This window comes from Aeromonas sp. S16(2024) (genome assembly GCF_041403065.1).
Lineage (GTDB): Bacteria > Pseudomonadota > Gammaproteobacteria > Enterobacterales > Aeromonadaceae > Aeromonas.
Genome location: NZ_JBGLQX010000019.1, coordinates 62,523 through 85,019 on the forward strand (window position 1 = coordinate 62,523; position 22,497 = coordinate 85,019).

The 22,497-nt window shown below is 62.8% G+C and carries 19 protein-coding genes, 4 tRNA genes and 1 pseudogene; 9 read left to right on the forward strand and 15 right to left on the reverse strand.

The features are described from left to right. Nucleotides 1–57 precede the first annotated feature (57 nt). Complete coding sequence (gene treC / locus ACB030_RS14940; RefSeq protein ID WP_371160830.1) at nt 58–1,719, forward strand: alpha,alpha-phosphotrehalase; 1,662 nt, start codon at nt 58–60, stop codon at nt 1,717–1,719. A gap of 3 nt (nt 1,720–1,722) precedes the next feature. Then, nucleotides 1,723–2,328 carry a sugar O-acetyltransferase gene (locus ACB030_RS14945; RefSeq protein ID WP_371160832.1) on the forward strand — a complete coding sequence of 202 codons (606 nt, stop codon included), beginning with the start codon at nt 1,723–1,725 and terminating at the stop codon, nt 2,326–2,328. 109 nt (nt 2,329–2,437) lie between these two features. On the opposite strand, the gene ACB030_RS14950 is transcribed toward ACB030_RS14945, so the two are convergent. Further along, nucleotides 2,438–2,896 carry an Lrp/AsnC family transcriptional regulator gene (locus ACB030_RS14950; RefSeq protein ID WP_371160834.1) on the reverse strand — a complete coding sequence of 153 codons (459 nt, stop codon included), beginning with the start codon at nt 2,894–2,896 and terminating at the stop codon, nt 2,438–2,440. Between the two features lie 106 nt (nt 2,897–3,002). Here ACB030_RS14950 and ACB030_RS14955 point away from each other — a divergent pair, with 106 nt between their 5' ends. Next, a complete protein-coding gene (locus ACB030_RS14955; RefSeq protein ID WP_371160836.1) occupies nt 3,003–3,869 on the forward strand; it encodes a DMT family transporter in 867 nt (288 codons plus the stop codon). A 358-nt stretch (nt 3,870–4,227) separates the two neighbouring features. Further along, entirely contained in the window at nt 4,228–4,560 is a 333-nt protein-coding gene (locus ACB030_RS14960) for a hypothetical protein (RefSeq protein WP_371160838.1), read from the forward strand. Nucleotides 4,561–4,685: 125 nt separating this feature from the next. Here ACB030_RS14960 and ACB030_RS14965 read toward each other — a convergent pair whose 3' ends face one another. The 8 genes and pseudogenes from ACB030_RS14965 to plsY all read right to left on the reverse strand — a co-directional run bounded on the left by ACB030_RS14965 (nt 4,686) and on the right by plsY (nt 9,554). After that, nucleotides 4,686–5,285: a Yip1 family protein gene (locus tag ACB030_RS14965; protein ID WP_205642559.1), complete on the reverse strand. Its 600-nt coding sequence runs from the start codon at nt 5,283–5,285 to the stop codon at nt 4,686–4,688. Nucleotides 5,286–5,524: 239 nt separating this feature from the next. Further along, a pseudogene (locus ACB030_RS14970) lies at nt 5,525–6,867 on the reverse strand (potassium channel family protein). A gap of 325 nt (nt 6,868–7,192) precedes the next feature. Beyond that, complete coding sequence (locus ACB030_RS14975) at nt 7,193–8,197, reverse strand: OmpA family protein (RefSeq protein ID WP_139433880.1); 1,005 nt, start codon at nt 8,195–8,197, stop codon at nt 7,193–7,195. A 282-nt stretch (nt 8,198–8,479) separates the two neighbouring features. Next, nucleotides 8,480–8,555: transfer RNA gene (locus ACB030_RS14980), tRNA-Asn, on the reverse strand. A gap of 8 nt (nt 8,556–8,563) precedes the next feature. Beyond that, nucleotides 8,564–8,639: transfer RNA gene (locus ACB030_RS14985), tRNA-Phe, on the reverse strand. Between the two features lie 3 nt (nt 8,640–8,642). Beyond that, nucleotides 8,643–8,718: transfer RNA gene (locus ACB030_RS14990), tRNA-Thr, on the reverse strand. Between the two features lie 50 nt (nt 8,719–8,768). After that, a tRNA-Phe gene (locus tag ACB030_RS14995) sits at nt 8,769–8,844 on the reverse strand. 47 nt (nt 8,845–8,891) lie between these two features. Continuing rightward, on the reverse strand, nt 8,892–9,554 hold the full coding sequence (gene plsY / locus ACB030_RS15000) for a glycerol-3-phosphate 1-O-acyltransferase PlsY (RefSeq protein ID WP_139439591.1): 663 nt from the start codon (nt 9,552–9,554) through the stop codon (nt 8,892–8,894). 171 nt (nt 9,555–9,725) lie between these two features. Between plsY and folB the strand changes: the two genes are divergently transcribed. The 3 genes from folB to ACB030_RS15015 all read left to right on the forward strand — a co-directional run bounded on the left by folB (nt 9,726) and on the right by ACB030_RS15015 (nt 12,646). Beyond that, nucleotides 9,726–10,097 carry a dihydroneopterin aldolase gene (gene folB / locus ACB030_RS15005; RefSeq protein ID WP_371160841.1) on the forward strand — a complete coding sequence of 124 codons (372 nt, stop codon included), beginning with the start codon at nt 9,726–9,728 and terminating at the stop codon, nt 10,095–10,097. Continuing rightward, nucleotides 10,097–10,615, forward strand: a complete 519-nt coding sequence (gene folK / locus ACB030_RS15010) for a 2-amino-4-hydroxy-6-hydroxymethyldihydropteridine diphosphokinase (RefSeq protein WP_202047318.1) — start codon at nt 10,097–10,099, stop codon at nt 10,613–10,615. Before folB ends, folK begins: the two co-directional genes overlap by 1 nt. A 195-nt stretch (nt 10,616–10,810) precedes the next feature. Beyond that, nucleotides 10,811–12,646: a methyl-accepting chemotaxis protein gene (locus ACB030_RS15015; protein ID WP_371160843.1), complete on the forward strand. Its 1,836-nt coding sequence runs from the start codon at nt 10,811–10,813 to the stop codon at nt 12,644–12,646. Nucleotides 12,647–12,709: 63 nt separating this feature from the next. Here ACB030_RS15015 and mdtD read toward each other — a convergent pair whose 3' ends face one another. The 4 genes from mdtD to ACB030_RS15035 form a co-directional block, all read right to left on the reverse strand. Further along, a complete protein-coding gene (mdtD, locus tag ACB030_RS15020; RefSeq protein ID WP_371160845.1) occupies nt 12,710–14,128 on the reverse strand; it encodes a multidrug transporter subunit MdtD in 1,419 nt (472 codons plus the stop codon). A 61-nt stretch (nt 14,129–14,189) separates the two neighbouring features. Next, nucleotides 14,190–15,317, reverse strand: coding sequence for a GTP-binding protein (locus tag ACB030_RS15025; protein ID WP_371160847.1), 1,128 nt, complete (start codon nt 15,315–15,317; stop codon nt 14,190–14,192). A 123-nt stretch (nt 15,318–15,440) separates the two neighbouring features. Beyond that, nucleotides 15,441–16,847: a D-arabinono-1,4-lactone oxidase gene (locus ACB030_RS15030; protein WP_319917297.1), complete on the reverse strand. Its 1,407-nt coding sequence runs from the start codon at nt 16,845–16,847 to the stop codon at nt 15,441–15,443. A gap of 116 nt (nt 16,848–16,963) precedes the next feature. Beyond that, on the reverse strand, nt 16,964–17,581 hold the full coding sequence (locus ACB030_RS15035; protein ID WP_371160850.1) for a LysE family transporter: 618 nt from the start codon (nt 17,579–17,581) through the stop codon (nt 16,964–16,966). A 76-nt stretch (nt 17,582–17,657) separates the two neighbouring features. On the opposite strand from ACB030_RS15035, the gene ACB030_RS15040 reads away from it, so the two are divergent. Further along, nucleotides 17,658–18,566 (forward strand): LysR family transcriptional regulator, encoded by a 909-nt coding sequence (locus ACB030_RS15040; RefSeq protein WP_371160852.1) that lies wholly within the window; start codon nt 17,658–17,660, stop codon nt 18,564–18,566. Nucleotides 18,567–18,639: 73 nt separating this feature from the next. On the opposite strand, the gene ACB030_RS15045 is transcribed toward ACB030_RS15040, so the two are convergent. Further along, nucleotides 18,640–19,563, reverse strand: coding sequence for a LysR family transcriptional regulator (locus tag ACB030_RS15045; RefSeq protein WP_371160854.1), 924 nt, complete (start codon nt 19,561–19,563; stop codon nt 18,640–18,642). 176 nt (nt 19,564–19,739) lie between these two features. Between ACB030_RS15045 and ACB030_RS15050 the strand changes: the two genes are divergently transcribed. Beyond that, nucleotides 19,740–20,489 (forward strand): 3-oxoacyl-ACP reductase family protein, encoded by a 750-nt coding sequence (locus ACB030_RS15050; protein WP_371160856.1) that lies wholly within the window; start codon nt 19,740–19,742, stop codon nt 20,487–20,489. Nucleotides 20,490–20,599: 110 nt separating this feature from the next. Here the strand turns inward: ACB030_RS15050 and ACB030_RS15055 are convergent, their stop codons facing one another. Beyond that, a complete protein-coding gene (locus ACB030_RS15055) occupies nt 20,600–22,177 on the reverse strand; it encodes an EAL domain-containing protein (protein WP_371160858.1) in 1,578 nt (525 codons plus the stop codon). Nucleotides 22,178–22,497: the final 320 nt, after the last annotated feature.

The following is a 22,497-nucleotide window of genomic DNA, read 5'->3' on the forward strand; positions in this document are numbered from 1 at the left end:
TCCGCCCTTTTTCTTTGCCCTGTTCCAACCAGTTTCAACCAAATGAGCGACCCAACCATGACACAGACACCCTGGTGGCAAAGCGCCGTGATTTACCAGATCTACCCCAAGAGCTTTCAGGACTCCGGCGCCCGTGGCACCGGTGACCTCAAGGGGATCATGGCCCGCCTCGACTATCTCAAAACCCTGGGTGTCGATGCCCTCTGGCTGACCCCGGTCTACGTCTCCCCGCAGGTGGACAACGGTTACGACATCGCCGACTACCTTGCCATCGACCCCGCCTACGGCACCATGGCAGATTTTGAGGCGCTGCTGGCCGCCGCCCACGCGCGCGACATCCGCATCGTGATGGATATTGTGGTCAACCACACCTCCACCGAGCACGCCTGGTTCAAGTCGGCGCTGGGGGATAAAAACAGCCCCTACCGCGACTACTACATCTGGCGCGATCCGGTGAATGGCGGCGTGCCCAACAACTGGCAATCCAAGTTTGGCGGCAGTGCCTGGGAGCTGGATTCCGCCACCGGCCAGTACTACCTGCACCTGTTTGCCCGCGAGCAGGCGGATCTCAACTGGGAAAACCCGGCAGTGCGTGCCGAGGTGAAAAACATTATCCACTTCTGGGCCAAGAAGGGGGTGGACGGTTTCCGACTCGACGTAATCAACCTCATCTCCAAGGATCAGGCGTTCCCGAGCGACGAGGTGGGGGATGGCCGCCGCTTCTACACCGACGGGCCGCGTATCCACGAATTTTTGCAGGATGTGAGCCGCGACGTCTTTGCCCCCGTGGGCGCCATGACGGTGGGGGAGATGTCCTCCACCAGTCTGGAGCACTGCCAGCGCTACGGCGCGCTGGATGGCTCCGAGCTCTCCATGGTGTTCAACTTCCACCATCTGAAGGTGGATTACCCCAACGGCGACAAGTGGACCAAAGCGCCGTTCGATTTCCTCGAACTCAAGCGTATCTTCAACCACTGGCAGAGCGGTATGCATGGCAAGGGGTGGTCGGCGCTGTTCTGGTGCAACCACGATCAGCCGCGCATCGTCTCCCGCTTCGGCGACGAGGGCGAACATCGGGTGGTCGCCGCCAAGATGCTGGCCAGCACCTTGCACGGCCTGCAAGGCACCCCCTACATCTATCAGGGGGAGGAGATCGGCATGACCAACCCGGGTTATCAGTGCATCGACGACTATCAGGATGTGGAGAGCCGCAACATCTTCGCCATCAAACAGGCGGAGGGGATGAGCGAGGCAGAGATCCTCGCCATTCTGGGGGCCAAGTCCCGTGACAACTCCCGCACGCCCATGCAGTGGAGCGCTGCGGCCAACGCCGGTTTCACCAGCGGGACGCCCTGGCTCAAGCCTGCCGCCAACTACCCCGAGATCAACGCAGAGGCGGCGCTGGCCGACCCGGACTCGGTATTCTGGCACTACCGGGATCTCATCGCTCTTCGCAAGCGTTACCCCATCTTCACCCAGGGGGATTATCAGGAGCTGCTGGCGGGGCACGCCCGGATCTGGGCTTATGCCCGCAGCGCCAACGGCCAGACCCTGCTGGTGGTGAGCAACTTCTACGGCAGGCCTGTGACTTTCGAGCTGCCCGCCGAGCTGGCCGGTGGCGAGGGTCGCCTGCTGCTTGGCAACTACCCCGATAGCCCGGCCCGGCCGCAATCCTGCGAGCTGCGTCCTTATGAATCCCTGATCTGGCTGATGGAGTAGGCGATGAGCGAGGTGATGACGAAGGCGGCCGAGCGTGGCCCCGAGTGGCAGAAGATGGTGGCGGGGGAGCCCTATGATGCGGGTGACCCCGAACTGCGGGCAGCGCGGGAGCAGTGCCGAGCCCTGCTGGGGGAACTGAACCGGGAGCGGACCGATGCCCCTGGCCGGGATGAGCGCCTCACCCGCCTGCTGGGTGGCCGCGCAGAACGCTGTTTCATCACGCCCCCCTTCTTCTGCGACTATGGCGCCAACATCTTTGTCGGCGAGAATTTCTACGCCAATTTCAACTGCACCATCCTGGATGTGTGCGAGGTACACATAGGCGACAACGTGCTGCTGGCCCCCGGGGTGCAGATCTACACCGCCGCCCATCCGGTAGCGGTGGCGCCTCGGGTAGCCGGAGTCGAGTTTGGCAAGCCGGTGCGCATCGGCAACAACGTCTGGATTGGGGGCAGCGTCGTCATCTGCCCGGGCGTCACCATAGGGGACAACAGCGTGATAGGGGCGGGATCCGTGGTCACCAGAGATGTGCCGGCAGGGGTGGTGGCGGTGGGCAACCCCTGCCGGGTATTGCGAGCGATGACGGCAGAAGAGCTGGCAGTCGGCTAATTCGGCTGACAGAGAGGGGCAGGCATCACGCCTGCCTTTTTTCTGCCCCCTCTTCGGGATGGCACTACGACGCCCTCACCGGACTCAGGCCGGTTCCCCCACCGCCCTGCTACGCAGGCAGCAAGGCCCCACAGCGCTTGTGCTGCCCCATGACCACTAACGTCTTGAAGCTGCGCACCTGCTCCCTGGCATGGAGCACCCGCCGGGTGAACAGCTCGTAGCTCTGCATGTCCCGCGCGGCGACCTGCAGCACGAAGTCCTGCTCCCCCGTCACGTACCAGAGATCCATCACCTCGGGTTCCCGCTGCAGGCTGGCGATCATCTCATCGACGATACGGCCATGATCCCGCTCCAGGGTGACGAGCACCAGCATGGTGATGGGCCAGCCCATGGTCGCCGGTGCCACCAGTGCCACCTCCCGCTCGATAAGTCCCGCCTCCCGCAGCGTCCGGACGCGGCGGTAACAGGCGGGCGCCGAGAGGCCGACCCTGTGGGCCAGCTCGGGAATGGGCAGACGGGCATCCTGCTGCAGCTCGGCGAGGATGAGCAGATCGAACTTGTCGGTCATGGGGGATAAAGAGATAAAAATTATCGAGTAGGGCCAGTTTTAGACCGAAATTACGGCTATCGCTAGATATATTTTACTTCCCCTTCCCTGCTCAGGTTTGAACGAGATGCCACCGAACACCACTGCCCTCTCCTCCCTGCTGGCGGTCATGCTCGCCATGCTGTCGATCACCCTGGGCGCCTCCCTGGCCAAATCCCTGTTCCCCTTGATCGGGGCCGCAGGCACCACCCTGTTCCGGCTGGGGTGCGCCGCCCTGCTCCTCTCCCTGGTGTTTAGAGTCTGGCGAGCGCCACTCGACAGGCGCACCCTGTTGGGGGCCATCCCTTATGGGCTCTCGCTGGGAGCGATGAACCTGCTCTTCTATCTGGCCATAGAGCGCATCCCCCTCGGCGTGGCGCTGGCCATCGAGTTCATTGGCCCGCTGACGGTGGCGCTGCTCAGCTCCCGCCACCGGGCAGACTTCATCTGGCTGGCGCTGGCCATCGCCGGTCTGCTGTTGCTGCTGCCGCTGCGAGCGGCCGAACAGGCCATAGATCCCCTGGGGGCAGGCCTGGCCCTCGGTGCCGGCGTGTTCTGGGGACTCTATATGCTGACCGGCAAGCGGGCCGGTGCCTTGCTGGGAGCCCAGGCCCCGGCCCTTGGCATGTGGGTGGGAACCCTGCTGGTACTGCCCTTCGGCCTCGGCGGGGCGAGCGAGGCCAGCTTCACCCTCCCCGTGGTGCTGACCATAGCGGGGGTGGGGCTGCTCTCCAGTGCCATCCCCTACTCCCTCGAGATGTTTGCCCTGCGCCGGTTGCCGCTCAAGAGCTATGGCATCCTGACCAGCGGCGAACCCGCCATGGGCGCCCTGATGGGGTTGCTGTTGCTGGGGGAGCAACTGCCCCCGTCCCAGTGGCTGGGGATAGCCGCCATCATAGCCGCGTCTATGGGTACCACCTGGCATGGGGGACGACGACGCGCCGACCCGGCGTGATCCCCCCAACAGAGACGGCGACCGACTTCATTGCGGTAACGGCGCTGCTGGCCGCAGGCGGGAGCGGTTCAGACGCTGGTGAGTCGAGGTGACGACGCCCTCATATCTTGTTCATGTTTTTTGAACATCTAGACCAGTTTATCTCGCTAACAACCGAACGATGACCTGTTTACCATGCATTCATCGCTTAGGCAGGATCGCCAAGCGGCCAAATAACAGGTTGTTCCAGGCTGAGATACCAAAAACAGGGTGTCTGATGTCAGTAAAAGAACCACATAGTATTTGAATAACCTCTTGCAAGGATGCATTGATGCAGGCCTCTCCGGCCTTGCCAATGACATAAAAATCAAGAGAGTGAATGAACATGAAAAACCTAATCAAGATACTGGCCGTCGCAGGCCTGATGACTGCCGGTGTTGCCCAGGCTGCCGTTCCCGCCGATTTCAATGCTGCTCCTGGCGTATTGTTCGTGAACTGGCACGCCAGCGCGACCCTGGCTGGCAAGGCCAACCCCATGCTGGAGGTACGCGACGAGTCTGGTGATCTGGTGGCCTCCGTCCATGCCAACCTGACGGGCACCCAGCAGGTGCAGATCCCGAGCCGCGCCCAGGGCAACCTGACCGTGAGCCTGGGGGATCAGAGCAGCGACTACCGCATCCCCTTTGGCATCGGCAGCGGCAACCCGCGCTGATCCCCGCCTCGCGACCGACGCTTTCACTCCACCCGGTTGCCACAAACCGGCCAGAAAGCGTGAGTGAGCCCCATGACAAAGGCGCCATAATGGCGCCCTTGTCGTTTCTGCCGGCTCGTCAGCGGCTACTGGGTAAACACGGGGCCAAAACCGGATCCCCAGAGAATGGCCGTGGCTGCCAGCACGCAGACCAGCAGCACCAGGCCGACGGTGACCACGGAGCTTGCGTAGATGAACCCCTGCTCCTTGGGAATGTGCATCAGGATAGGCACCCCCACATAGAGCAGGTAAACCGAGTAGCTGAGTCCGATGAGGCCGATGATCATCACGAACCAGAGGTGCGGGAAGAATGCGGAGAAGCCGACCATGAACAGCGGCGTCGAGGTGTAGGCCGCGAGCTCGAGCGACGTCGTGTAGCTGGGATCAGATCCGAAGGTGTGACCCATCCAGTGCACCAGATAGGAGAGCGCGAGGACGCCTATGATGAGCGTCACGTACATGGCTACCGACAGCATGAGGGCGCTGTTCGCGGTCAGGGTGATGGGGTCACCGACGCCAATGCTCCAACCTATGTGCACGGCGGAATAATAGGCACAGATGGGCGGGATAAGGGCCACGATCAGGATATGAGCCAGGCTGTTTCGGAAACTGTCATGCCTCTCGTCTATGGTATGCCATTCGGTGTGAGGATGCGCATACAATCCCCATAAGTGATTCAATATCATAGCGTTATTCCTTCTCTGCTTCGATTGTGGACTGTTCGATACCGCTCTCGCTCCCCTGTTTTTTTCTCGTGCAACGCCAGGCGCACCATCCATCGCAAGCGCGACCCATGACTCTAAATAAAGTCGCTCCACTGCCGGTGCGTCAAGGAAGAACGCCATCCCCGCCGTACTGGCGGGTCCTGGCGGATGACCAGTCCATGGCGGCGGAGCAAGTGGTGCCGTCGCCGCCAGCGCTATCGTCAATACTGCTTGGTTTTTGAGGCAAAGCCGGCGAGGAAGAGGCCGGTCAGAAACATGCCGCAGAACGCCTCTATGGCCGACAACAACTGGAGGGGAGAGGAGGTCTGGGAGATATCGCCGCAACCCAGGGTCACGAAGGTCACAATGCTGAAGTAGAGGGGCGCCCCAGGTGACCATGGGTCACGGACTCCGGTGCCAGGAAGTAGGTCAGGGTCGCCAGCAGTATGACCCCCATCGACATCAGCAGGCTTCTTATCGGACGCTCGCCAAATCCCCAGGTGATGAAGCTGACAAACTTGCTGGCGCACTTGAGATAGCACAGCAGGGAGAGCCACCCCTTCGTCATCAGGCCGCTGCGCAGCCAGCGCTCCCTGAACAGCTCCCTCGGACTTGCCAGGGATTTCATCTCGTGCAGCTTCTCCTTGTAATAGCACTCACCGGCATCGACGGTGTCCCCCACGCTGGAGAAGATGCGTTTGGCGTTGCGGTACAGCTTGCTGGCCTCGTTGTGATCGATCCGGCCATTCTCGTTGTAGACCACCTGCACCTTGTCCAGATTGGTGTGCTCCATGGTGGCATCGAAGTTCTTGGCACTGACGTTGAAATTTTTCAGCACGGCCCGGGAGGCGTGAAAACGGATCTCCTCGCACTCTATGGTGAAGTCCTGAAACACGCCATCCTCCAGCGCCAGCTCCCGTTTCTTGGCCCAGGCCCTGTGATCCCACAGCAGGGAATCGAACAGATCGAGGCCGATCACCCCGCCGTTGACCCTCACCCCCTTGGCCGAGCAGTGCCACAGATAGACCTTGGAGTTGTTGACGGCACCGTCCAGCGAAAGCTCGTCCAGGCAGGTAAAGTCCAGCAGCCGGCCGGAGATGATGGGACTCTTGAGCTCGACGCCGCCGATGTTGAGCAGGCGATGCTTGCCCAGCACCTGGGCCTCCCCCTTGTTGTTCTCGGAGACGGAGAGCAGGCTCTGCGCCCGCTTTACCTCGGCTTTGCCATGCCTGGCGGCCAGCCACATGGCATAGGGCTCGAAGCGCGTCTCGGAGCGGACAAGGCCGCTCTTGCGCAGGGACTCCAGCGCGCTAGAGGCGCTCTCATAGAGCCTTATCTTGTCGTCACTCATGTAGACGCAGAGGCTGAGCACGGATCGCGAGCTGATGAAGCGGGCGATGCCGATCTGGAAGATGACGCTTTTCTCTATTTTCTGCTCTGTCATCCAGTCGTCGAAATGGGGCAGCGAGGCCACCAGCAACTCCCAGATCAATGGATAGTCATTCTCCCGTCGCCACTCGTTGAATTGTTCGGGAGAAAGCTGCCACAGCTCGGTCGCATTCATAGATTACCTCGATCATGGTTTTGTCCCGCCCAGGGTTGCCAAGGGAGGGGATCAGGTGCCTGCACGCCCAAAGAGAGATGCCCGTTCGCAGAAAGCGGGGGGCACAGGCCGGTCACGCCATCATACTAGCCGAGAGGATGGCTGTAACTCACTGACAGGAAAGGTATAAGAGGCGGGGTACGACAGATTGTCGCGAAGCTGAAGAGGGATAAGGCACCAGGGTAGTCATGCCAGGCGGTTTCGTCCGTACTAAAGGCGGGAGCCCGGACAAGCAAGAGGGGATGCCATGGCATCCCCTCTTCACATCAGCTGAGCTGACGTCAGCTTATTGCTGCACTTCCTGCACGCCGGAGACGCGGACTTCGACGCGACGATCCGGTGCCAGGCAGGAGATCAGCTCGTTCTTGCCCTTGACGCCGTCACACTGGGTGCCGGTGACAGGGTCGGCTTCACCGCGGCCTTCGATGGCGATCTTGCTGGTGGCCAGGCCCTGGCTCACTAGGAAGTCGGCCACGGTGCGGGCACGGGCTTCGGAGAGCTGCTGGTTCTGGGCATCGGAACCGATGCGGTCGGTGTAACCCACGACGATGGCGCTGCCATCCTTCGGCTGGAATTCAACGATCTGCTTGTACAGACCGCTCAGGGCTTCCACCCCTTCCGGCTTCAGATCTGCCTTGCCAAAGGCAAACAGCACGTCTGAGTTCAGGGAAAAGTTCTTCTCGACCATCACAGGAGCCGCCTCTGCCACAACCGGAGCAGCAACAGGCTCAACGTAGGAGGTGCGGAACGGGTGATATACGGCTTCCAGAGTCGCCACGCTCTGGTTGGACTTGTACTGCTCACCGGTGGAGGTGGTCAGATCGGCCACGTCCCACATGTAGCGGTAGCGCGCCTGCAGATCCAGGGCATCGTTCAGCTTGTAGGTCAGACCGACACCGGCCAGCGGAGAGACACGGGTGTCGCTGTTGTCCAGACCGTCGGTATGGGCCCAGTAGGCACCCGCTTCACCGAACAGGGAGAAATCTTCGCCAAGGGGCAGACGGGCGATACCGGACAGGGTGGCGCCCTGGTTCTCGTAACGCTCACCATCGGCACTACCGCGACCAGCGTACTGGTAACCCAGTTCGGCACCGAACGTCTCGTTGAAGTTGTAACCCATGAAGAGGTTGGTCGCGGCGGCATCTTCAGTGCCGGTTTCGACGGCTGCGTTGTTCAGGCCGTTGAAGTGAGCGGCACCAACACCGGCACCAAAGTAGATGTCGTCGGTAGCGTGAGCGGCTGTGGTGGCCAATGCCAGTGCAATCCAGACAGGGGTCAGTCTTAAGTTCATGTATAGCCTCATCAATACGAAATGGCGGGCGTTCGGCCCTTGTTATATGTGGTCTCCATTTTATAGGCGAAATCATGTACAGGACCTTAAGCGCAGACTAGTTACCATCCATTTTACTGCTTGTTTTTCATGCACTTTCCGTGCTTTCAACAGAAAAACGTTTTCACTCAATAGCGGGTCTTACATGCCCTGAAATGCGGGTGCCGGCGGCTGCATGAGGAGCCATGGGATTATCGAGCGCATAAAAAAGACCCCTGTCTTGCGACAGGGGTCTTTTTGAAATGGCTCCTCCTACTGGACTTGAACCAGTGACATACGGATTAACAGTCCGCCGTTCTACCGACTGAACTAAGGAGGAATTGTAAGTGGTGCCCAGAGACGGAATCGAACCGCCGACACGGGGATTTTCAATCCCCTGCTCTACCGACTGAGCTATCTGGGCAAATGGTGCCGGCTACCGGAATCGAACTGGTGACCTACTGATTACAAGTCAGTTGCTCTACCTACTGAGCTAAGCCGGCACACTTAAACTATTGTGCATGAACAAATTGTTCTTTCATGGCACCAAATATGGTGCCCAGAGACGGAATCGAACCGCCGACACGGGGATTTTCAATCCCCTGCTCTACCGACTGAGCTATCTGGGCGTGGGCGCTATTAAACGGATTTTAAGGCGGGTGGTCAACGGGAAATTTCACTTTTCGTCTCGTTCGTCTCTTTTTTGCGCAGCATCACTCGTTTTTATCACTTCTGTGGGGGAAGCCGTGCCTCGGCGGCCCCAGAGTCGGGATTCCTCGCCCCTGAGCAGGCGGGTGATGTTCTCGTGATGGCGCACCAGGATGAGACAGGAGAGCAGGGAGACCGGCAGGGTATATTCCGGCTTGAGCAGGTAGGTAAAGAGCGGGGTCAGCAGCACTGTAATGATGGAGGCCAGCGACGAGTAGCCGCTTACCAGCAGCACCAGCAGCCAGGTGGCGATCGCCGCGCCCCCCATGGCAAAGCCGATGGGCAGCATGGTGCCGAGCGCAGTGGCGACGCCCTTGCCCCCCCGGAAGTGGAAGAAGATGGGGTACATGTGACCCAGACAGGCAGCGACGCCGATGAACCCCAGGTAGACGGGCTTGATCTGCAGATACCAGGCGAGGTAGACGGGAGCCATGCCCTTGAGCACGTCGAGCAACAGGACGATCAGCGCGGCCATCCGGCCACCGAGGCGCAGCACATTGGTCGCCCCCGGGTTGTGGGAGCCATGGTCGCGGGGATCCGGCAGACCCGTGAGGCGGGAAACCAGCACGGCGCTGGACAGCGAGCCGCCCAGATAGGCCAGAATAATCATCAAAATCGTCAGGGCCGTCATCTTGGTCGTTTTTACCACGATATGAATGGGGTATGATGCGGGCCACATTCTCTGGTCTGGGCTTGCCCGAAAGCCTGTCGCCCAAACCGGCCGCCAGCGGCAATCGGCTTGCCAGGCCTGCATCCCTGCGCTGTTTTCACAGCCCATCAAGAGTAAAGAAGAAGTACTGTCATGGACAAGGTGTTTATTCGCGGACTCGAGGTTTTGACCACCATAGGGGTATATGAGTGGGAGAAAGGCATTCGCCAGAAGCTCTGTTTCGATCTCGAGATGGGATTCGACAACCGACCCGCCGCCGCAACCGACAATATCAATCTGGCACTGGATTACGCCACCCTCTCCCGCAAGATCTGTGATCACGCCCAGAGCAAGGTCGTCGAACTGGTCGAAACCATGGCCGAGCAGGTGGCCGCCCTGGTGCTGGCCGACCAGCGGGTGCAGTGGGTCAAGGTCACCCTGACCAAGCCGGGTGCCGTGCCCAATGCCGCCGGGGTCGGGGTCGAGATCCTGCGCCACCGCACCCCGGCCGCGAGTGCCTGCTGATGACTCGTATCTACATCAGCCTGGGTTCCAATATCGAGCGGGAGCGCCATATCCGGGCCGGCCTCGATGCCCTGCATGCCGAGTTTGGCGAGTTGCAGGTTTCCCGGGTATTCGAGAGCGAGGCGGTGGGCTTCAACGGCCGCCCCTTCTACAACCTGGTGGTGGGGGCAGACACCGATCTGCCCCTCGCCGTTCTGTGCCAGCGGCTACGGGCCATGGAGTTCGCCCACGGCCGCGAGCCCGATGCCAAGAAATTCGCCCCCCGCACCCTGGATCTCGATCTGCTGCTCTATGGGGATCTGGTCTGCGACTCCCCCCTGGTACTGCCCCGTGGCGAGATCCTCACCAACGCCTTCGTGCTCTGGCCCCTGGCGGAGCTGGCCCCCGGCCTGCGCCATCCCACCGATGGCCGCCCCCTGGGCGAGCTGTGGCAAGGCTATGACAAGGCCTCCCAGCGCCTCGACCCCATCCCCTTCCACTGGACGCCGAGCGGCGTCCTGGCCGATATCCAGGCCTGATCGCGCCCGCCCCCTTCCGGACACACCCCACCGCCGGTTCGGGGCGACGCCAGACTATTTCGCTATATGACAGTGGGATGACAGAACCCATCGAATCCATATCGCGAAATAGGCAGAATAAAACGCTAAAGCCACCTTCAGGATATATCTTCAGCGCCGATACGCTAGCCATCTCCCTTGCCCCTTGAGGTCGTCGTGAACGTCAAACAGAAACTTGTGTTATCCGCCATCCTGGTGGCCGGGATCCAGGCCGTCGTCATGGGGGTCATGTTTTACTTCTCGGGGCAGGAGTCGCGCAGCAACGCCGAAATGCTGCAGGCCAAGCAGGTGGAGGCCGACCTCGTTGCCCTCACCCTGCAGGAGAGAGAGTTCCTGTTGAGCCGGGACCCCGTTGCCGCCACCGCCTTCATTACCCAGAGTGACCAGGCCAGTCAGCTGCTCGCCGAGATGGCAAGACACCATGGGGGCACGCAGCAGGCCGAGATCCTGGCCTTTGCCAGCCAGCTCAAGGAGTACAGCCGCCAGTTCGAGACCCTGCGCGCCCAGCAGGAGAAGATAGGGCTCACCCCTACCAGCGGCCATTACGGCGCCCTGCGTCAGGCCATCCATGCCCTGGAGCAGGAGCTCAAGGACCGGGGCCAGCAGCAGGAGAGCCTGCTGATGCTGCAACTGCGCCGGGACGAGAAGGACTTCATGCTGCGCCGTGACATCAGCTATCGTGCCAAGTTCGAACAGAACCTGGCCCCCCTGGCCCTGGCTCTCGCCGGTGAACCGGCCCTCGCCGCCCTGCTGGAACGCTACCGCCAGAACTTCCTTGCCCTGGTCACAGAGGAGCAACGCCTGGGTCTGAGTGCCAGCGAGGGGCTGAGGGGCGAGCTCAATCGCAGCGCCGAGCAGATGCGCCAGGCGGGCATGACCCTGACCCAGGCCCTGACCCGGGAGGCCGACGCCACCCATGATCGCACCCTCAGGGTCATGGTCCTGCTCTGCATCCTCGGCATACTGGCCGCCCTTGGCCTCAACCTGCTGATCGGCCGCGACGTCATGACCGGCCTGCAGCGGCTGGCAGACACCATGCGTCGGGTCACCGCCAGCAGCGATCTCACCCTGCGCGCCCGCATCGGCTCCAGGGACGAATTTGGCGCCATGGGCCGCGACTTCGACACCATGCTGGAGCACTTCAACCAGGTCATAGGCCAGGTCGTCTCCTCGGTCACGGACCTGGAACGCCTCACAGCACAATTGCAGCGCAACGCCAACGCCGCCCAGGAGGGCACCCAGCAGCAGTTGCAGGAGAGCGATCTGGTTGCCACCGCCGCCACCGAGATGGAGAGCACTGTGCAGGAGATCGCCAGCAATACGGAGAGCGCAGCCGAAAGTGCTCGCACCACCAACCTGAGCGCCCAGCAGGGTCGGGAGAGCGTGGAGACAACGATGGCGGTGATCCATTCCCTCTCCGCCAAGCTGGAAGCCTCGGGCCAGGAGGTGATTGCCCTGGCCGAGGAGAGCCGACAGGTGGGCAATGTGCTGGCGGTGATCCAGGCCATCGCCGAGCAGACCAACCTGCTGGCTCTCAACGCAGCCATCGAGGCCGCTAGAGCCGGCGAGCAAGGACGAGGTTTCGCCGTGGTTGCCGATGAGGTGCGCAACCTGGCCATGCGTACCCAGCAGAGCACCCGCGAGATTGCCGCCATCGTCTCCGGCTTGCAGGCCCGTACCCAGAGCGTGGTCACCCTGATCGGCGAGTGCCGCACCCAGGGGGAACGCAGCGTCGAGGCCGCCGGAGAGGCAAGCACCCAGCTCGCCAACATCACCCGTCAGATGGACCAGATGATGGACATGAGCACCCAGATAGCGACCGCGGTCGAAGAGCAGAGTTCGGTGGCGAGCGAAATCAATCGCAATGCCGTGGTGATCCGCGACATCGCCAACGACGCCCTGACCCAGGCCGAGCAGAACAGCCGCGCCAGCCGGAACGTGGCCGAACAGGCGAGCCTGCTCCACCGGGCTGTCGATCAGTTCAGGGTCTGATACCCCAATGAGAGAGGGCGGCCAGGGCCGCCCTCTCTTTTTGCCGCGCCATCCCTGTGGTCATCAGAGCGGATCTTGGCGCCGTCTCTCCTTGACATCATCTCTGGCCAGCTGGGCGAAGATGAGCGCCGCCAGCATGGACATCAGACCTATGCACAGGTAGGTGAGGTGGAAGCCGCCGAGCCAGCGTTCGCTCGCCTGTGCCGGCTGCCCGGCGGAGAAGAGCCCGAGCAGGCTGGCGGCGATGGCCACCCCCAGGCTCATGGAGAGCTGCATCACCACAGACAGCAGGCCGTTGCCGCTGCTGGCGTGCTCGGCACTCAAATCCTGCAGCGTGAGCGTATTCATGGCGGAGAACTGCAGCGAGTTGATGGCACCGAAGACCGCCAGCCAGGCCAGCAGCACCCAGTGCGGCACCTGGTTGTCGATGAAGTAGAAGCTGGCGATCATCACCCCCAGCGCCAGGGTATTGCCGATCAGGATGCGGCGATAGCCGATGCGCGGGATCAGCTTGTTCACCAGCGTCTTGGTCAGCATGGCGCCGATCACCGTGGGGATCATGGTCATGCCCGCCTTGCTCGGCGAGAAGCCCAGCCCCAGTTGCAGGAAGAGCGGCGTGAGGAAGGGCATGGCGCCGCTGCCGAGGCGGGCGAACAAGTTGCCCCAGATGCCGATGGCGAAGGTGGTGGTCTTGAACAGCGCCAGGCTGAACAGCGGCTGCGCCACTGTGGCGGCATAGAGCCAGTAGCTCGCCATGGCGGCCAGACCGAACAGCAACGCAAACAGGGCCCAGCCGGTGGAGATGCTGTGCTCCCCCAGCCCCTGCAGGCCCACCGACACCAGCACCATGCCGACGCTGAACAGCACGAATCCCTGCCAGTCAAACCTGGCGGTGTGCTGGCGCAGGTCCGGCATGAAGTACCAGCTGGCGATGAAGCCGAGCACGCCCACCGGCAGGTTGATGAGGAAGACCCAGTGCCAGCTCGCCACCTCCACCAGCCAGCCCCCGAGCGCCGGGCCCATGAGGGGCCCCAGCAGACCAGGGATGGTGACGAAGGACATCACCCGCAACAGCTCGTGCTTGCTGTAGACCCGCAGCACCGCAAGGCGCCCTATGGGCATCAGCAGGGCGCCGCCCACCCCTTGCAGCACCCGGGCGGCGACCAGCATGGGCAGGGTATTGGCGGCCGCACAGGCCAGGGAGCCCAGGGTAAACAGCAGTATGGCCGCCAGGTAGACGCGGCGGGTGCCGAACCTGTCCGCCAGCCAGCCGGAGGCGGGAATGAGCAGGGCCACCGTCAGCATGTAGGCGATGATCACCGACTGCATCTGCAGCGGGCTCTCCCCCAGGGCCTCGGCCATGCTGGGCAGGGCGGTGTTGAGTATGGTGCCATCCAGCGTCTGCATGAAGAAGCCGACCGCGGTCAGCCAGGGTAGCCACTTGCGTTGGGCGGGGGTCACCAGGTGTGTGCTATCGGGCATGAGCAGCCATCTCCTCTTCAGATAAGAAAAGACCCGCACGGGCGCGGGTCATATCAGCATATCAGGCATCCGGCTGGCCGAGCATGGCTCTGAGCTGCTCTTCCAGACTGGGCTCCGGGGCCTTGAGCGTATCAAGGAACAACCGCTCTATCCCCGCCTTGTCCTGACTTTTCACGATAAACACCAGCCGGGACTGGGCCTTGCCCTCGGGCCACTCCCCCAGGGCCTGCAACGGGTAGAGCTGGCCGTGCACCCCGTGGATCACCACGGGCTGGCTCTCGCCCTCCAGCTGCAAGATCCCCTTGAGCCGCAGCAGGGCGTCGCCATACTGGGCCTGCACCGCATCGATGGCGGCCAGCAGGCGGGACGGCTTGAGCGGCTCGCCGATGCGCAGGGAGAAGCTCTCTATGTTGCCATGCTCGAAATGGGTCGGCGCGGCCGTGCCTACCTTGGCGACAAAGGGCTGCATCTTCGGCTGCATGGGAGATGCCAGCCCCTGTCGGGGTGACTCGGTGCGCAGCCAGGCCAGCAGTTGGCGCACGTCGCGCCCCACCGCCTCGTTGTAGGCGCCGAGCTTCTCCAGCACAACGGGTGAGAGCTCGCCGTTGCTGACCCGCTCGATGGGGGCCGCCGGGTTGAGGGTTGCCAGCTGGCTTTCGACCCGCACCAGGGTCTCTTCCTCCACCAGGTCCCCCTTGCTCACCACCAGCAAGTCCGCCAGCGCCACCTGCTTGACCGCCTCGTATTGCTGGCCGAGCTGCTGCTCGATATGACCGGCATCCACCACTGTCACTGTGCCATCGAAGCGGTAGCGCTGGGCGATGAAGCCCTCTTCCTTCAGGGTAAAGAGCACGGGAGCGGGATCCGCCAGGCCAGTGGTCTCGATAATCAGCCGCTTGAAGGGCTTTATCTTGCGCTGAATCGCCTTCATAAAGAGTCCCTGCAACGCCTCCACCAGGGAGCCCTGCACCGAGCAGCAGATGCAGCCGGAATCGAGCAGCACCACCTGCTCATCCACCTGCTGTACCAGATGATGATCCAGCCCCACAGAGCCGAACTCGTTGATGAGCACGGCGCACTCGCCGAGCTCCGGCTGCTTGACCCAGTGGTTGAGCAAGGTGGTCTTGCCGCTGCCGAGGAAGCCGGTCAGCAGGGTCACGGGGATTCTGGTGTCTTGTGGGTCTGTCATGTCACATCCTTAGCGCCTGTCGTCATGGGGCTTGAAGAGGCTGTCTCTTCCCCTCCTCCCCACCCCTTCTCCCACCAGGGGAGAAGGGCGCAAAAAATATCGCCCCTTCCCAAGGGGCCATCCTCAGCGGTTGGCGAACAGCTCGCCGAGCCAGCGGTTCTCGAAGCGGCCATGGGGATCGAGCTCGCGCTTCAAGGCCAGGAAGTCGTGCCAGCGCGGCAGCAGGGCCGGGAAGTCGTAGAGATCCATCGCCAGGTGCTTGCCAAAATGCGGCGTACCGCCGAGCGGCACCAGCAGTTGCTGCAGCTCGCGCATCTGCTCCATGGAGCCGCCCACGAAGGTGCCGTCCGCCGCCAGATAGACCAGGAACCCTATCCAGCACACCGACTTGCCATAGGCGGCGCTAAGCCAGGCCTCGGAGGGGCCGGTACAGCGCAATATGAAGGGGTAATGCAGCGCCCCCGGGTTGCGCTCCTGCCAGTGCTGCAGAATTTCGAGCGCCTCCTGCATGCGCTCGAGGGGCACCGCCACCTCGCAGTTGATCTGGGGCGCCGGTATCCCCTTGCAGAGGATCTGGTAGACGTTGCCCACCAGGTCAGAGGCATCCTTGAAGCGGCGCACCGTCTCGAAGTGCTCGCCCGTCCGCGCCTCGTCCTTGGTGTCCCGCGCCATCTTCTGCAGGGTGGCATCTATGGTGTCATTGAGTGCGGCTGTCAGGGCGCTGTCGACGTCCCCCTCCAGCAGCAGCGGCTCGCTGCCCGCGGCGCGGTAGCGGGCCACCTCCTCCTCGGAGGCGGGATCCACCAGCCAGATGTGGCTCTCGCCGGTCCAGGCGAACCACCAGCTCTTCACGAAGCCGTGCTCACGGTTGAGCCGCTCGTTGTGTTCCAGCAGGAAGGGGTAGTCGGTGGTGAACTTGGTGCAACGCATGATGCGGTTCGGCACTGTGCGCAGGGTGACGTCGAGCAACACGCCGAGCATGCCCATGCCCATCACGAAGGCACCGAAGCGCGGATCGGCGCGATCCACGCCAATGATCTCCCCGTTGGCCAGCATCACCGTCAGGGCCTCCACCGCATCGCACAGGGAGGACTGGTGCAGCCCCTGGCCGTGGGTGCCGGTGCTGAGGGCGCCCCCCAGGGTCTGGATGCCGATGACGCCGGGGGACGCGGGCAGCATGCGATCCATGGCGATGAGCTCCCCATAGACGGTATCGAGGGGCGTGCCCGCCTGGTAGGTGACGGTATCGGCACTCTGGGCCAGGCGGCCGCGCAGATGATGCAAATCCACCAGCAGCGCCTGACTGCCCTCGGCATAGACGCTGTGGATGGGTTCGAAGGAGAGACCGGAGCCGATGAGCCGCAGCTTGCGATCCGGGTACTCCCGCAGCAGTTGCTGCAGCTCGTCACGGCTCTTCGGGCGCCACACCTGATCCAGGGCGCCGAGGGGGTTGGTCCTGGACCAGTTGAACAGCACCTCCCGATTGCCAATCGCCTTGATGCTGTGAAATGCCTGGAACCTGACCGTCATACCGCGCCTCATCTGACTTCAAAATGAGCGGCAATTCTACCGAAAAGCGAACGCCAAGGCATGAAAAACAAGCCCCTACAGTCGAGGGTGGATAAGGGGGACCCGCCCCCTTCCCCTCAGCGTGATTGCTGGGTCAGTGCCAGCAGCATGCCGAACCCCACCAGCAGACCGCCAAACACCCGGTCGATCCAGTGGCGCACCGCCAGCAGACGAGCCCGTACCGACTCGCTGGAGAAGAAGAGCGCCACCGCGCTGAACCAGACCCCGTGGGCCAGCACGATGAAGGCGCCATAACCGAGCTGAACCGCCAGCGGCGTCTGCGGCTGCACCACCTGCATGAAGAGGCTGACGATGAAGATGGTGGTCTTGGGGTTGAGCACATTGGTCAGAAACCCGGTGCGCAGTGCCCCCAGGCTGGAGAGGGCTGGCTGGCGGGCCAGCGCCTCACCGGTCGCGGGCTGGGCCCGCAGCATCTTGATGCCGAGGAAGATGAGGTAGGCCGCCCCCGCCAGCTTGATGAGGTTGAACAGCCAGAGGGACTGCTGGATCAAGAGCCCCACCCCCAGCAGGGTGTAGCTCACGTGCACGCAGACCCCGGCCGCGATGCCGAGCGCCGTCAGCACGCCGGTACGACGGGAGAGCAGCAGGCTGTTGCGCGACACCATGGCGAAATCGGGGCCCGGGCTGATGACGGCAAAGAAGGTAATGGCTACTACGGCTAACAGTTCGGTCATGAAAATAGTCCTGATCACATGGGATATCGGCTATTTTATTTCGCATTAACCCCAATGACGAACGATAACTTCTGACATGAACGGTGAAAAAAATTCACAGAAAAGCCTCTCCCTCCCCTCCCTGACGGCCCTGCGCTGCTTCGAGGTGGCGGCCCGCACCGAACACTTCGGCCGCGCCGCCGACGAGCTGCACCTCACCCATGGCGCCATCAGCCGGGCGGTGCGCCTGCTGGAGGAGGACCTGGGGGTCAGGCTGTTCGAGCGCCGCCAGCGCCGGGTCTTTCTGACCGAGGCGGGCGACCGGCTCTATCAGGCGGTCAGGGAGGGGCTAGGCCAGATCCGGGAGACGGCCCAGGCGCTGCGCCAGCAGAGCAAGCCCCAGTCGCTGGTGCTCTCCTGCGAGCCCACCCTGCTGATGCGCTGGCTGATCCCGCGCTGGCCCGCCTTCCAGGCCCTGCACCCCGAGCTGGACGTCCATCTGATGGCGGGGGGCGGCGCCCTCAGCTTTGGCAGCGGCATCGATCTCGCCATCCGGCGCAATGACTTCGACTGGCCCGAGGATCTGCACAGCGAGTTGCTGTTCGAGGAGCTGACCGGGCCTGTCTGCCAGCCGGGCAAGGTGGAGCAGCTCTTCATGCAGCAGGGGGATTCGCCGGCTCTGCGTCCCTCGGCGCCCCGCCTGCACACCAAGACACGCCCCGAGGCCTGGTCGCGCTGGCTGGAGGATGCCGGGCAACCCCTGAATGACGAGGCGCCGACCCAGACCTTCGAACACTTCTACTTCAGCCTGCAGGCCGCAGTGGCGGGCCTTGGCGTCGCCATCGGCCCCTATCGGCTGGTGTGTGACGACCTGGAGGCAGGGCTCTTGGCTGCCCCGCTCGGCTTCGTCCCGGATGGCACCGGCTATCATCTGCTCGCCCCCGCCAGACCCGAGCCCGGCAGCGCCCACGAGACACTGGCGAACTGGTTGCACAGCCTGAGCTGAGCGATCACAGCACCTCGCTCACCCGCGCGGCAATGCTGGCTCGGGGGCTCAAGACAGCCAGGCGTGACCTGGCTCAGTTTGCCCGAAAGGCACTGCCACTCTGTTGCGCCGCCAGCAGCAAGGCATCGACCAGGACGCGCACCTTGAGCGGCATATGCTGGCTCCTGGCCCAGAGGAGATTGATCGGCATCTCGCCGCCGGAGTGATCATCGAGCACCGAGACGAGGGCGCCCGATCCCAATTGCTCGTTCACCAGCCAGGTCGGCACCTGAGCCAGCCCCAGGCCGGCCAGTGCTGCGGCCCGCACGGCTTCCCCATCCCCCATCTCGTAACGTACCGGGATGTCATAGGCTTCCGTGTTGCCCGCCCCATTGCGGAGCAACCAGCCATGACGATGGCCGGCTCGCCAGTCGATGATGCAGTCATGCCGTGACAGCGCATCCGGGGTCAAGGGCACCCCGCGCCTGGCCAGATAGGAGGGCGCCCCGCAGATGACAAGCCGCTGCTCCCCCAGACGGCGCGCAACGAGATCCGCCTGATCCTCCAGCGCGCCTATGCGCACCACCAGATCGATGTTGGCCTCGATGAGGTCGACCTTGCGCTCGCTGAAGGTCACCGACAGATCCAGCTGTGGATGCTGGCCAGCCTGTTCCAGCAGGATCGGCAGCACGTGCCTGCGGCCAAACGCAGCGGGAAGATCGATGCGCACGCGACCCGACGGGCTCTGTTTTCCCGATGCAAGGCTCTGCTCCGCCTCCTCCAGCACCCGGATGGCCTGGAGACAGCTGGCCAGATACGCCTCTCCCTCCAGGGTCAGGCTCACCCGACGGGTTGTTCTGTGCAACAGCTTGACCCCCAGTCGTGCCTCCAGGCGCACTATGCTCTTGCTCAGCGCCGAGCCGGTCAGCCCCAGCGCCAATGCCGCAGCGGTAAAACTGCCCGACTGCGCCACGGCAACAAAGTGTCTGACGCTCAGAAAGGGGTCCTGTTCTGCCATCAACTCGGTCCTTGAGGGAATTAGAGATTGGAATAATAGCTACTTAATCAATTTCAAGGAATCAATCACACTGTTTACAGGCTCATTCAACGCCGCATCTTGCAGTTAATGGATTGGATGACCTTGAGTTCCCGACTCGCTCAGACCTTGCTTTATCACCAGACAGGAGAGACCAGATGTTGACCGTCAAACCCCTCAGTGGACAAGTTGCCTTCGTACAAGGTGGTTCCCGCGGCATAGGTGCCGCCATTGTGAAGCGCCTCGCCCGCGACGGTGCCGCCGTGGCCTTCACCTATGTCTCCTCGGCCAGCAAGGCAGAAGAGATAGTCGCGACCATCACGGCGGCAGGCGGCAAGGCGCTGGCCATCCGGGCCGACAGCGCGGATGCCGGAGCCGTACAGCACGCCATACGCCAGAGTGTCACCACCTTCGGGAAACTGGACATTCTCGTCAACAACGCCGGGGTGCTGGTATGGGGCCACCTTGAGGAGCTGACCCTGGATGATCTGGATCGCACCCTGGCGGTCAACATCCGCAGCGTGTTCGTGGCCTGTCAGGAGGCGGCGCACCACATGGGCAAGGGGGGGCGCATCATCAACATCGGCAGCACCAATGCCGATCGCATCCCCATGGCGGGCGGCTCCGTCTACGCCATGAGCAAGTCGGCCCTGGTCGGTTTGACCAAAGGCATGGCACGGGATTTGGGCCCTAAGGGCATCACGGTGAACAACGTCCAGCCAGGCCCGGTCGATACCGACATGAACCCGGCTGACGGGGAATCGGCGGAGCAGCTCAAGGGGATGATGGCACTGGCCCGCTACGGCAAGGATGAGGAGATCGCCAGCTTCGTCGCCTACCTGGCGGGGCCCGAAGCTGGCTATGTCACTGGCGCCAGCCTGACCATAGACGGCGGCTTCTCCGCCTGACTTTCCCTTTGACGTCAGATAGCAAAGCCCCGGCACTCGCCGGGGCTTGCTCATCAGGGGGCACCACTGCCACGCACTGGCCCTGATGCGGCCTGGGTGACAGGTCCGGCTCAGGCGGAGGTGGCGCGGCTGGCAGCGGGCTGGCTATCCGCCGCCCCTGCCGTCAGCTCCTGACAGAACTGACGCAGCGGCTGGGGGCGCGCGAACAGGAATCCCTGCAGATAGTGCACCCCCTTGCCCCTGAGATAGGCGGCCTGCTGCTCCGTCTCGACCCCTTCGGCGATCAGGGCCAGACCCAGCCTGCGGCCGAGATCGATCACGTTGTCGACTATGTGTTCGGAGAGGGACTCGGTGCCGATGCGCCCGATGAAGGAGCGGTCGATCTTGAGATAGTCCACATGGAACTGCTGCAGGTAGATCAGGCTGGAGTGGCCGGTACCAAAGTCATCGATGGCGAGCTTGACCCCCATCTCGTCCAGCTGTGCGAACAGGGAGAGGGTATGGGGGTTTGCCACCAGCAGCTCCCGCTCGGTCAGCTCCAGCACCAGTGCCACCCGCCCCGGCAGGAAGTGGGCGAGGAAGGCGCGGCACTCCGTCAGCAGGGCAAAATCATGGCAGTGGGCGGCGCTGATGTTGAAGCTGATGTGAAACCCATCTGGCAGCTGGCTCTGCACCTGCTTCAGGCGATGGGCCACCACCTTCATGAGATGGGTGGTCATGGGCACTATCAGCCCGGACTCTTCCGCCTGGGGGATGAAGAGATCCGGGCGGATCAAACCTGAGCTCGGGTGCTGCCAGCGCATCAGCACCTCGGCCCCCATCATGTGGCCGTCTTTGCTGGCCATCAGGGGTTGCAGGTAGGGAACAAACTCCCCCGCCAGCAGCCCGCGTCTCAGTTCATCCGTCGGGGAGCCCGGGCGACCGAGCACCCACCACACCAGCAGCGCGAGCAGCACAGAGGTGCCGGCCAGCCACAGCAGGGCCAGATGGCGAGCCTCCCACAGGGAGTGCCAGTAGAGCGGCATGGCATAGCCCGCGTGGATGGCGAAGGGGTAGCGGTGGGAGGAGAGGGCAAGGCGGGTCTTGCTGTGCAGCCTGGGGGGCCGGTTCTGGTGATGGCCGGACTCATCGATCCAGGCCGACCCGACCTGTAGATAGAGCTCGCTGGTGTCGCTGCTCATGGCGAGCATGAAGCTGAGCTGGGTACTGTCGATGGAGCTCAGCGCCGCATCGCGCCCGCGATCATGGCGCACCACCAGCAGCGGGTGATTCTGCCGCACCTTGTTGCCACGCATCAGCAGCAACTTGTGCTCCGTGTAGACCGACCTGTCATCCACCTCATGGACAGGCCCAAACAGCGAGGCACAGTTGATCACTCCGTCGCGCACCAGATTGACCGAACGCAGGAAAGGCTCGAGGGCCACTCTCTTGCGCAGCAGCAGCAGGTTGCCGGCACAGGGTCGGTTCACCAGCGGCAATGCCTCCAGGTTGGCCTGCTCGGCCTGATCCAGCATGCGCTCAAGCAAGGTCCTCGCCTTGTGGGCGGAGGCGCTGGCATCGCTCTTCAGCTCCTGCTCATAGCTGCTGTGCACCACCCAGCCTCCCACCAGCAGTGGCAAGGTCAAGACCAGCAAGGCACAGCCAAGGCGCCATCTCGTACGGGCAAGATCAATCCGGAACAGGAACATAAAAAACCACGCCGCAATTCGCAGGCTTGCCCTGGCAAGCGCCACTGTGAAATAACGCCCATCTCACACAGAAGACAATGGGACCATTCAGGTCAGACAACCTAACGCAGCGCGCTGGTAAAAGAAATCGACGACGCAGTGGCGGGAGATTGGCGGCCCATTATCGCGCAACCGCCATAAATGGAAAATGCCGCGTCAGGACGCGGCATTCAGACTGATGACAAACCCCTGGACGCCGATCTCGGGGTTTGATCTAATTGCTGCATGGTCAATAAATGGACTGCACCATGCTCAGAGAACCCGCACCCCAGCAACTTGAG

Bases quoted from the DNA above. Each gene is read 5' to 3' on its own strand.
- mdtD (WP_371160845.1), bottom strand. From the start codon at position 14,128: ATGCCCGATAGCACACACCTGGTGACCCCCGCCCAACGCAAGTGGCTA.
- ACB030_RS14960 (WP_371160838.1), top strand. From the start codon at position 4,228: ATGAACATGAAAAACCTAATCAAGATACTGGCCGTCGCAGGCCTGATG.
- ACB030_RS15040 (WP_371160852.1), top strand. From the start codon at position 17,658: ATGAACGGTGAAAAAAATTCACAGAAAAGCCTCTCCCTCCCCTCCCTG.
- ACB030_RS15045 (WP_371160854.1), bottom strand. From the start codon at position 19,563: ATGGCAGAACAGGACCCCTTTCTGAGCGTCAGACACTTTGTTGCCGTG.
- ACB030_RS14975 (WP_139433880.1), bottom strand. From the start codon at position 8,197: ATGAACTTAAGACTGACCCCTGTCTGGATTGCACTGGCATTGGCCACC.
- ACB030_RS14950 (WP_371160834.1), bottom strand. From the start codon at position 2,896: ATGACCGACAAGTTCGATCTGCTCATCCTCGCCGAGCTGCAGCAGGAT.
- ACB030_RS15050 (WP_371160856.1), top strand. From the start codon at position 19,740: ATGTTGACCGTCAAACCCCTCAGTGGACAAGTTGCCTTCGTACAAGGT.
- ACB030_RS15035 (WP_371160850.1), bottom strand. From the start codon at position 17,581: ATGACCGAACTGTTAGCCGTAGTAGCCATTACCTTCTTTGCCGTCATC.
- ACB030_RS15030 (WP_319917297.1), bottom strand. From the start codon at position 16,847: ATGACGGTCAGGTTCCAGGCATTTCACAGCATCAAGGCGATTGGCAAT.
- ACB030_RS14965 (WP_205642559.1), bottom strand. From the start codon at position 5,285: ATGATATTGAATCACTTATGGGGATTGTATGCGCATCCTCACACCGAA.
- folK (WP_202047318.1), top strand. From the start codon at position 10,097: ATGACTCGTATCTACATCAGCCTGGGTTCCAATATCGAGCGGGAGCGC.
- ACB030_RS15055 (WP_371160858.1), bottom strand. From the start codon at position 22,177: ATGTTCCTGTTCCGGATTGATCTTGCCCGTACGAGATGGCGCCTTGGC.
- plsY (WP_139439591.1), bottom strand. From the start codon at position 9,554: ATGACGGCCCTGACGATTTTGATGATTATTCTGGCCTATCTGGGCGGC.
- folB (WP_371160841.1), top strand. From the start codon at position 9,726: ATGGACAAGGTGTTTATTCGCGGACTCGAGGTTTTGACCACCATAGGG.
- treC (WP_371160830.1), top strand. From the start codon at position 58: ATGACACAGACACCCTGGTGGCAAAGCGCCGTGATTTACCAGATCTAC.
- ACB030_RS14945 (WP_371160832.1), top strand. From the start codon at position 1,723: ATGAGCGAGGTGATGACGAAGGCGGCCGAGCGTGGCCCCGAGTGGCAG.
- ACB030_RS14955 (WP_371160836.1), top strand. From the start codon at position 3,003: ATGCCACCGAACACCACTGCCCTCTCCTCCCTGCTGGCGGTCATGCTC.
- ACB030_RS15025 (WP_371160847.1), bottom strand. From the start codon at position 15,317: ATGACAGACCCACAAGACACCAGAATCCCCGTGACCCTGCTGACCGGC.